The sequence below is a fragment of the Stenotrophomonas sp. STEN035 genome (assembly GCF_056759935.1).
The window spans coordinates 62,531-70,630 of sequence record NZ_JBRRDY010000026.1 but is presented as its reverse complement, the minus strand read 5'-3'; the positions used below and the strand labels follow the sequence as shown (position 1 = coordinate 70,630).

The window sequence follows — 8,100 nt, the reverse complement described above, 5'->3', positions numbered from 1 at the left end:
GTCGGTGGGGGGGCGCCCGGGTGTGGGGCGGCGGGCGGCATTGTCCATAGGCCGGCGCGTGATGGGCGCGCCACTACTGGTGGAGCATTCGGGATTGCGGGGCAGGCCAATGCCGAGCATGGCTCGGCACTACAGGTGAGGCGTTCGGGATTGCGGGGCAGGCCTCATGCCGGGCATGGCTCGGCACTACGGTGAAGCGTCAGCGCTTGCGGCGGCGCTTGCCCAGGTCGCGGGCCAATACCCAGACGACGAGTATGTTGACCGCCAGCAGCAGCCATGAGGCCCAGCCGGGGTGCTTGACGATGGCGTAGAAGTCCAGCGGCAGGTAGAGCGCGGCGGAGATGCAGCCCAGCCATGAGGCCCACGCCTTGGCGCGCCACAAGCCCCAGGCTTCAAGCACGCGCAGCAGCCCGTAGCCGACCAGTACGGCGGCGCCGAGGTGAACGGTATCGGGGGTGATCATGTCCAGCAGCGAGGAGAACGCGCCGTTCTCGGGGTCACCACCTGCACGGTGGATCAGGGCATTGATGATGTTGCGAAGCGGAGCCGGCCCAGAGATTTCCAGGCCAGCCGCAGCGAGAAAGGCCAGTACGGCCTTTCCCGCTTCCAGCAGCGCGATGGCTGCCAGTCCCGGATGCGCATGCGGATCCGGGTTGTAGGGCGTGTTGCTGGTCAACGCATCAACCGCGCGAAGACTTCTTGCGCTCGCTTTCGGTCAGACCCTTCTTGCGCAGGCGGATTTCCTTCGGGGTGATCTCGACCAGTTCGTCGTCCTCGATGAAGTCCAGTGCCTGCTCCAGCGAGTACTTGATCGCCGGGGTCAGCTGGATCGCGTCATCCTTGCCCGAAGCGCGCATGTTGGTCAGCGGCTTGGTCTTGATGGCGTTGACGGTCAGGTCGTTGTCCTTGGAGTGGATGCCGACCAGCTGGCCTTCATACACGTTGTCACCTTCGGCGGCGAACAGCTTGCCGCGTTCCTGCAACGGTCCAAGCGAGTAGGCCGGGGTGGCGCCCGCAGCATTGGCGATCATCACGCCGTTCTGGCGCTTGGCGATGGCGCCCTGTTCCTTCGGGCCGTAATGGTCGAACACGTGGAACAGCAGGCCAGAACCCTGGGTCAGGGTCTTGAACTCGTTCTGGAAACCGATCAGGCCACGGGCCGGGATCTGGTACTCAAGGCGCACACGGCCCTTGCCGTCCGTTTCCATGTTCTTCAGCAGGCCCTTGCGGGAGCCCAGCTTTTCCATCACACCGCCCTGGTGGACTTCTTCGATGTCCACCACCAGCTGCTCGATCGGCTCCATGGCCTGGCCGTCGATCTGCTTGATGATGACTTCCGGGCGCGACACGGCCAGCTCGTAGCCTTCACGACGCATGGTTTCGATCAGCACCGACAGGTGCAGCTCGCCACGGCCAGAGACCAGGAACTTGTCGGCGTCTTCCAGCTGTTCCACCTTCAGGGCCACGTTGTGGACCTGCTCGCGGTCCAGACGGTCCTTGAGCTGGCGGCTGGTCAGGAACTTGCCACCGGACAGGTCCTTGCTACCGGCGAACGGCGAGTTGTTGACCTGGAAGGTCATCGAGATGGTCGGCTCGTCAACGGTCAGTGCCGGCAGTGCTTCCGGGGTTTCCGGGTGGCACAGGGTGTCGGAGATGGTCAGTTCCGGAATACCGGAGATGGCAACGATATCGCCGGCTTCGGCGGTGTCCTGCTCGATGCGCTCCAGGCCCAGGAAGCCCAGTACCTGGCCAACCTTGCCGTTGCGCTTCTTGCCTTCACGGTCGATCACGGCAACCTGCATGCCCTTCTTCAGGGTGCCACGCTGGATGCGGCCGATGCCGATCACGCCGACGAAGTTGTTGTAGTCCAGCTGGCTGATGCGCATCTGGAACGGGCCTTCCGGGTCGACTTCCGGCTTCGGCGCGTGCTGCATGATGGCTTCGTACAGCGCGGTCATGTCGCCGTCGCGCACGGTGTCTTCCAGGCCGGCATAGCCGTTCAGGGCCGAGGCGTAGACGATCGGGAAGTCGAGCTGCTCATTGGTGGCGCCGAGCTTGTCGAACAGGTCGAACACCTGGTCGATCACCCACTCCGGACGCGAGCCCGGGCGGTCAACCTTGTTGACCACGACGATCGGCTTGAAGCCCATCGCGAAGGCCTTCTGGGTGACGAAGCGGGTCTGCGGCATCGGGCCGTCCATCGCGTCGACCAGGATCAGCACGGTGTCGACCATCGACAGCACGCGCTCCACCTCGCCGCCGAAGTCGGCGTGTCCCGGGGTGTCGACGATGTTGATCCGGTTTTTGATGCCGGTCTTCTTGTCTTCCCAGGTAATGGCCGTGTTCTTGGCCAGAATGGTGATGCCGCGTTCCTTTTCCTGGTCGTTGCTATCCATCACGCGCTCGGCGAGTACCGTACGCTCGGACAGGGTGCCGGACTGCTTGAGCAGCTGGTCGACGAGGGTGGTCTTGCCATGATCGACGTGGGCGACGATGGCGATGTTGCGAAGATTTTCGATGGACATGCGAAAGACGGCCAGCCGGTGCCGTGAAATGGGGAAAATGAGTCCAGCATTATAGCGCTATGTGGGCGCTGTGCGAAAACTGCCGTTCAGACTCGTCTGATTGCCCATTCAGCCTCCCGCCGTTCATGCTGCTGCGGAGGGGCAGCAGCACGGGCGGAGCCGGGTGTAAACTAGCTGGCTATTGAGAGTCGTCTTCTTTACTAAGGATTTCCATGTCGCTGATCGCCAATTTCGACACCTCCCGTGGCCTGATCAAGGTCGAGCTGTATGCCGACAAGGCACCGCTGACCGTGGCCAACTTCGTCAACCTGGTGAAGCATGGCTTCTACGACGGTCTGGCGTTCCACCGCGTGATCGCCGACTTCATGGTCCAGGGCGGCTGCCCGGAAGGTTCAGGCCGTGGTGGTCCGGGCTACCGTTTTGAAGATGAAACCAAGAACGGTGTGCGCCACGAGCGCGGCGTGCTGTCCATGGCCAATGCCGGCCCGAACACCAACGGCAGCCAGTTCTTCATCACCCACATCAAGACCGATTGGCTCGATGGCAAGCACACCGTGTTTGGCAAGGTGCTCGAAGGCCTGGACGTGGTTGACGCGATCCAACAGGGCGATGCGATCAACAAGATCACCCTGGAAGGCGATACCGACGCCGTGCTGGCCGCCAAGGCTGACCGCGTCGCCGAGTGGAACAAGATCCTCGCCGCCTGATTGATACCGACGGCCACCTGCACAGGTGGCCGTTTCTGATTCCAGCTGGCCAGCGCGCCTGCGCATGCCCGGCCTTACCCCCACAACCGCTTCTTAGCAGAGGAAACCCCCATGAAAGCACCCGTTCGTGTTGCCGTAACCGGCGCTGCCGGCAATATCGGTTATGCACTGCTGTTCCGCATCGCTTCTGGCGAAATGCTGGGCAAGGATCAGCCGGTCATCCTGCAGCTGCTCGAAATCGACAACGAAAAGGCCCAGGCCGCCCTGCAGGGTGTGGTCATGGAACTGGAAGACTGCGCATTCCCGCTGCTGGCTGGCGTGGTGACCACCGCTGACCCGCTGGTGGCCTTCAAGGACGTCGACGTGGCCCTGCTGGTCGGCGCACGTCCGCGCGGCCCGGGCATGGAGCGCAAGGACCTGCTGCTGGAAAACGCCAAGATCTTCACCGTGCAGGGCAAGGCACTGAACGCCGTCGCCAAGCGTGACGTCAAGGTGCTGGTGGTCGGCAACCCGGCCAACACCAACGCCTACATCGCGATGAAGTCGGCGCCGGACCTGAACCCGCGCAACTTCACCGCCATGCTGCGCCTGGACCACAACCGCGCCCTGAGCCAGCTGGCTGCCAAGACCGGCAAGACCGTGGAGAGCTTCGAGCACTTCACCGTGTGGGGCAACCACAGCCCGACCATGTACCCGGACTACCGCTTCGCCACCACCGGCGGCGCCAAGGTCGGCGAGCTGATCAACGATCAGGAATGGAACGCCAACACCTTCATCCCGACCGTCGGCAAGCGAGGCGCAGCGATCATCGCCGCCCGTGGCCTGTCCTCGGCCGCGTCGGCTGCCAATGCCGCCATCGACCACGTGCATGACTGGGTGCTGGGCAGCAACGGCAAGTGGGTGACCATGGGCGTGCCGTCCGACGGCTCCTACGGCATTCCGGAAGGCGTCGTGTTCGGCTTCCCGGTAACCACAGAGAACGGCGAGTACACCATCGTCAAGGACCTGCCGATCGACGACTTCTCCAAGAAGTACATCGACATCACCCTGGGCGAGCTGGAAGAAGAGCGCGCTGGCGTTGCCGACCTGCTGTAACAGCTGTCGGTTGATGTGATGCAATGAACGGGGAGGCTTCGGCCTCCCCGTTTTTTGTTGTTGTAGTGCCGAGCCATGCTCGGCAGGGGCTCTACGAGTGAAGCCTCTGCCGAGCATGGCTCGGCACTACAGGGCTGCGGCCTTTGCCGAACATGGCTCGGCACTACGCTCCCTCCCTTTCGCGGAGCGAAGGGGAGGGTTGGGGAGGGGTAAGCTTTCTGCCGGCTGATGCGGCCATGGCTTCGCGGTTCGGCGATGTTTCTGCCACATGCCTGGTAAAGCCCCTGCCGAGCATGGCTCGGCACTACATTTTTCTCTTGGATATGACTGACAAGATTGCTTTGCACTACATCGACGAGGCGTTGCTGGTGGCGGAAAAGCCGGCCGGGCTGTTGTCTGTGCCCGGGCGCCTGCCGGAAAACCAGGACTGCGTTGTAGCGCGTCTGCAGCAGGAGTATTCGGATGCATTGACCGTGCACCGTCTGGATCAGGTTACTTCCGGTTTGATGTTGTACGCGCGCGGCAAGGCGATGCAGGTTGCCTTGTCCAAGCAGTTTGAACAGCGCCAGGTCAGCAAGCGCTATGAAGCGTTGGTGCAGGGACTGGTCGAGGAAGATTCCGGCGAAATTGATCTGCCGCTGATCTGCGATTGGCCGAACCGGCCGAAGCAGATGGTAAGTTTTGAACTGGGCAAGCCGTCGTTGACCCGTTGGCGGGTATTGGCGCGCGATGTTGCTGCGCAGACCTCGCGGGTTGAGCTGGAGCCGGTGACCGGGCGCAGCCATCAGCTGCGGCTGCACCTGGCCAGCATTGGCCATCCGATCGTCGGCGATGTGATGTATGACGCGCTGCCTGCGCTGCGGGTTTGCCTGCATGCGCGACGCCTGGGGTTTGTGCATCCGCTGACTGGGGTGGCGTTGGAGTTTGTTTCCGAGTGCCCTTTCTAAGGCGGGGGCTGTTCTTGCTGGAAGCTTCCCCTCACCCCAACCCCTCTCCAGCACGCGGGAGAGGGGCTAGCAAAGCGTCGGCTGCCAGTGCACTAACCCCTCTCCCGTTTACGGGAGAGGGGTTGGGGTGAGGGCAAGCTTTTAGCTTTCAGCTCGTAGCCCAAGGCCCGTAGTCCCGAAATTTCCGCCTCCAAGCCTTTGGTCTTAAGACCATCGTCGCAAGGAGCCCAACCCACCCTCCGGACTATGCTCGGCGCACAGCCAGGCAGTTACCGGAGGGTGTCGTGCAGTACGAGCAGATCTACCGCCGTTCCATCGAAGAGCCGGAAGCTTTCTGGGCTGAAGAAGCCAAGGCGATCCACTGGCATCGCCCGCCGCAGCAGATCCTGGATTACTCCAATCCACCGTTCCGGCGTTGGTTTGTCGGTGGCGAAACCAACCTCTGCTACAACGCGGTAGACCGGCATCTGGCCGAGCGCGGCGAGCAGCTGGCGCTGGTCGCCATCTCCACCGAAACCAACATCACCCGCGAACTCACTTACCGCGACCTCCATCGCGAAGTGAATGCCTTCGCCGCCGTGCTGCTCAAACTCGATGTCGGCCGTGGCGATCGCGTCGTCATCTACATGCCGAACATGGCCGAGGCGGTGTTCGCGATGCTGGCCTGCGCGCGCATCGGTGCGGTGCACTCGGTCGTGTTCGGTGGTTTTGCTGCGCACAACCTGGCGCTGCGTATCGACGATGCAAAGCCAAAACTGCTGATCGTCGCCGATGCCGGCATGCGCGGTGGCAAGGTCATTCCGTACAAAGCGATGGTCGATGCTGCCTGCGCTGAAGCCACTACGCCGCCACCCAAGGTGCTGATCGTCTCGCGCGGTCTGGATGCAGCAGAACCGCGCATCGCCGACCGCGACGAGGACTATGCGCAGCTGCGTGCGCAGGTTGGCGACGTGGAAGTGCCTGTGCAATGGCTGGAGTCCAACGAGCCCAGCTATCTGCTGTACACCTCCGGTACCACCGGTAAGCCCAAGGGCGTGCAGCGCGATGTCGGTGGCTATGCGGTGGCGATGGCGCAGTCGATGCGCACGGTGTTTGATTGCGCGCCGGGCCAGGTGATGTTCTCCACCTCCGATGTCGGCTGGGCGGTTGGGCATTCCTATAACGTCTATGGTCCCTTGATCGGTGGTTGCACCTCGTTGTTGTACGAAGGCCTGCCGATCAATCCCGATGCAGGCATCTGGTGGGCGCTGTGTGAGCAGTACGGCGTGCGCACGATGTTCTCTTCGCCGACCGCGATCCGCGTGCTGAAAAAACACGACGTGGATTTCATCGATAGGCATGACCTGTCCGAGCTGAAGTACCTGTTCCTGGCCGGTGAGCCGCTGGATGAGCCGACCGCGAAGTGGATCACCGGCGCGCTGCACAAGCCGGTCATCGATAATTACTGGCAGACCGAAACCGGTTGGCCCGCATTGACCTTGTTGCCAGGCCTGGATATGAAACCGGTGAAGTTCGGCTCACCGGGCTTTCCAAATCTTGGCTACAAAATGAAGGTCATCGACGAGCAGACTGGCGCTGAAGTGCCGCCCGGGCAGAAGGGCGTGTTGGTGATCCAGCCACCGTTGCCGCCGGGCTGCATGAGCACGATCTGGAACGATGACGAGCGTTTTCTCAAGAGCTACTTCGGTCACTTCAAGGAGCTGCTGTACAGCTCGCTGGACTGGGCCATCCGCGATGAAGACGGCTACACCTTCATCCTTGGCCGCACCGATGATGTGATCAACGTCGCTGGGCACCGGCTGGGTACGCGCGAGATCGAGGAAGCCATCTCCGCCCATCCGCGGGTGGCCGAGGCGGCGGTGATCGGCGTGCATGACGAACTGAAGGGACAGGTGCCGCTGGTCTTCGTCACCTTGAAGCAGGTCAAACCCGGCGATGATGCCGGGCAGCTGGCGGCGGAAATGATGCAGCAGGTCACAGCTTCGCTGGGTGCGGTGGCGCGGCCGGCGCAGGTACATATCGTCAATGCGCTTCCCAAGACCCGTTCGGGTAAGCTGCTGAGGCGTTCATTGCAGGCATTGGCGGAACGGCGTGACCCGGGCGATCTGTCGACACTCGACGACCCGGGCGCACTGGAGGAAATCCGCCGCGCGCTGGGGAAATAGCGCGCAATCAGGCCGCGAGGCCATGATGCAGCGGTGATCGCAAGGGGGCGGTACGCGGGCAGATGCTTCGCATGTTGGGGAGCGGGGGCTCCTGCAAGATGCGCGCGTACCGTATTGCGATGCACAAAAGAGGGAGGGGGGGAATGGCATTCATCTATGCCAAGACGGCCGCTGGCCGCCTGGAGATCGAGAACCGTGGCCTGAAGCTGGCACCGGCATTGCGTTCGGTGCTGTTGCTGGTCGACGGGCAGCGCGATGCGCGCGAGTTGCAGCAGATGGCACAAGGCCTGCGCGCACCGGACGACGTCTTGCAGCAATTGGCTGCACTGGAATTGATCGACGCGGTCGCAGGCAGCGCTGACAAGGCACCGGTATTGCCGGTGACCACCCAGCTCGGCGACGATCCGCTGCGCTACCAGCAGCTGCGCGACTGGATGGCCGAATCGGTGCGCAAGCATCTGGGCCTGAAGGGCTATCTGATCCAGTTGAAGATCGACCGCAGCAAGACCGCCGTCAGCCTGGAGCAATTGTGGCCGGAGCTGGCTACGGCGCTGGGCAAGGCCAAGAGCCCCGCATTTGCCAGCCGCTGGTTGGAAGAAACGCGCGCCATGGTTGTTGGCTGACTGACTATTGGCGGCAGCTCGCGGCGCGGCTGCAGCAG

Annotated in this window: 7 protein-coding genes; 5 read left to right on the top strand and 2 right to left on the bottom strand. The window is 62.7% G+C overall.

Going from position 1 to position 8,100, the window contains the following annotated elements:
- Positions 1–199: 199 nt before the first annotated feature.
- Both ACVOLL_RS14455 and typA read right to left on the bottom strand, forming a co-directional pair.
- Positions 200–676: a DUF2127 domain-containing protein gene (locus ACVOLL_RS14455; RefSeq protein WP_481513526.1), complete on the bottom strand. Its 477-nt coding sequence runs from the start codon at positions 674–676 to the stop codon at positions 200–202.
- Between the two features lie 4 nt (positions 677–680).
- Positions 681–2,525, bottom strand: a complete 1,845-nt coding sequence (gene typA, locus ACVOLL_RS14450; protein ID WP_481513525.1) for a translational GTPase TypA — start codon at positions 2,523–2,525, stop codon at positions 681–683.
- A gap of 212 nt (positions 2,526–2,737) precedes the next feature.
- Between typA and ACVOLL_RS14445 the strand changes: the two genes are divergently transcribed.
- From ACVOLL_RS14445 to ACVOLL_RS14425, 5 genes are all read left to right on the top strand, one after another.
- On the top strand, positions 2,738–3,232 hold the full coding sequence (locus tag ACVOLL_RS14445; RefSeq protein ID WP_481513524.1) for a peptidylprolyl isomerase: 495 nt from the start codon (positions 2,738–2,740) through the stop codon (positions 3,230–3,232).
- A 111-nt stretch (positions 3,233–3,343) separates the two neighbouring features.
- Positions 3,344–4,327 carry a malate dehydrogenase gene (locus tag ACVOLL_RS14440; protein WP_346500456.1) on the top strand — a complete coding sequence of 328 codons (984 nt, stop codon included), beginning with the start codon at positions 3,344–3,346 and terminating at the stop codon, positions 4,325–4,327.
- A 323-nt stretch (positions 4,328–4,650) separates the two neighbouring features.
- Positions 4,651–5,274, top strand: a complete 624-nt coding sequence (locus tag ACVOLL_RS14435) for an RluA family pseudouridine synthase (RefSeq protein ID WP_481513523.1) — start codon at positions 4,651–4,653, stop codon at positions 5,272–5,274.
- 284 nt (positions 5,275–5,558) lie between these two features.
- Entirely contained in the window at positions 5,559–7,439 is a 1,881-nt protein-coding gene (prpE, locus tag ACVOLL_RS14430) for a propionate--CoA ligase (protein WP_481513522.1), read from the top strand.
- 143 nt (positions 7,440–7,582) lie between these two features.
- Entirely contained in the window at positions 7,583–8,062 is a 480-nt protein-coding gene (locus ACVOLL_RS14425; RefSeq protein ID WP_481513521.1) for a hypothetical protein, read from the top strand.
- Positions 8,063–8,100 lie beyond the last annotated feature (38 nt).

Coding starts and splice junctions, on each gene's coding strand:
- ACVOLL_RS14445 (WP_481513524.1), top strand. CDS start 2,738: ATGTCGCTGATCGCCAATTTCGACACCTCCCGTGGCCTGATCAAGGTC.
- ACVOLL_RS14425 (WP_481513521.1), top strand. CDS start 7,583: ATGGCATTCATCTATGCCAAGACGGCCGCTGGCCGCCTGGAGATCGAG.
- typA (WP_481513525.1), bottom strand. CDS start 2,525: ATGTCCATCGAAAATCTTCGCAACATCGCCATCGTCGCCCACGTCGAT.
- ACVOLL_RS14440 (WP_346500456.1), top strand. CDS start 3,344: ATGAAAGCACCCGTTCGTGTTGCCGTAACCGGCGCTGCCGGCAATATC.
- ACVOLL_RS14435 (WP_481513523.1), top strand. CDS start 4,651: ATGACTGACAAGATTGCTTTGCACTACATCGACGAGGCGTTGCTGGTG.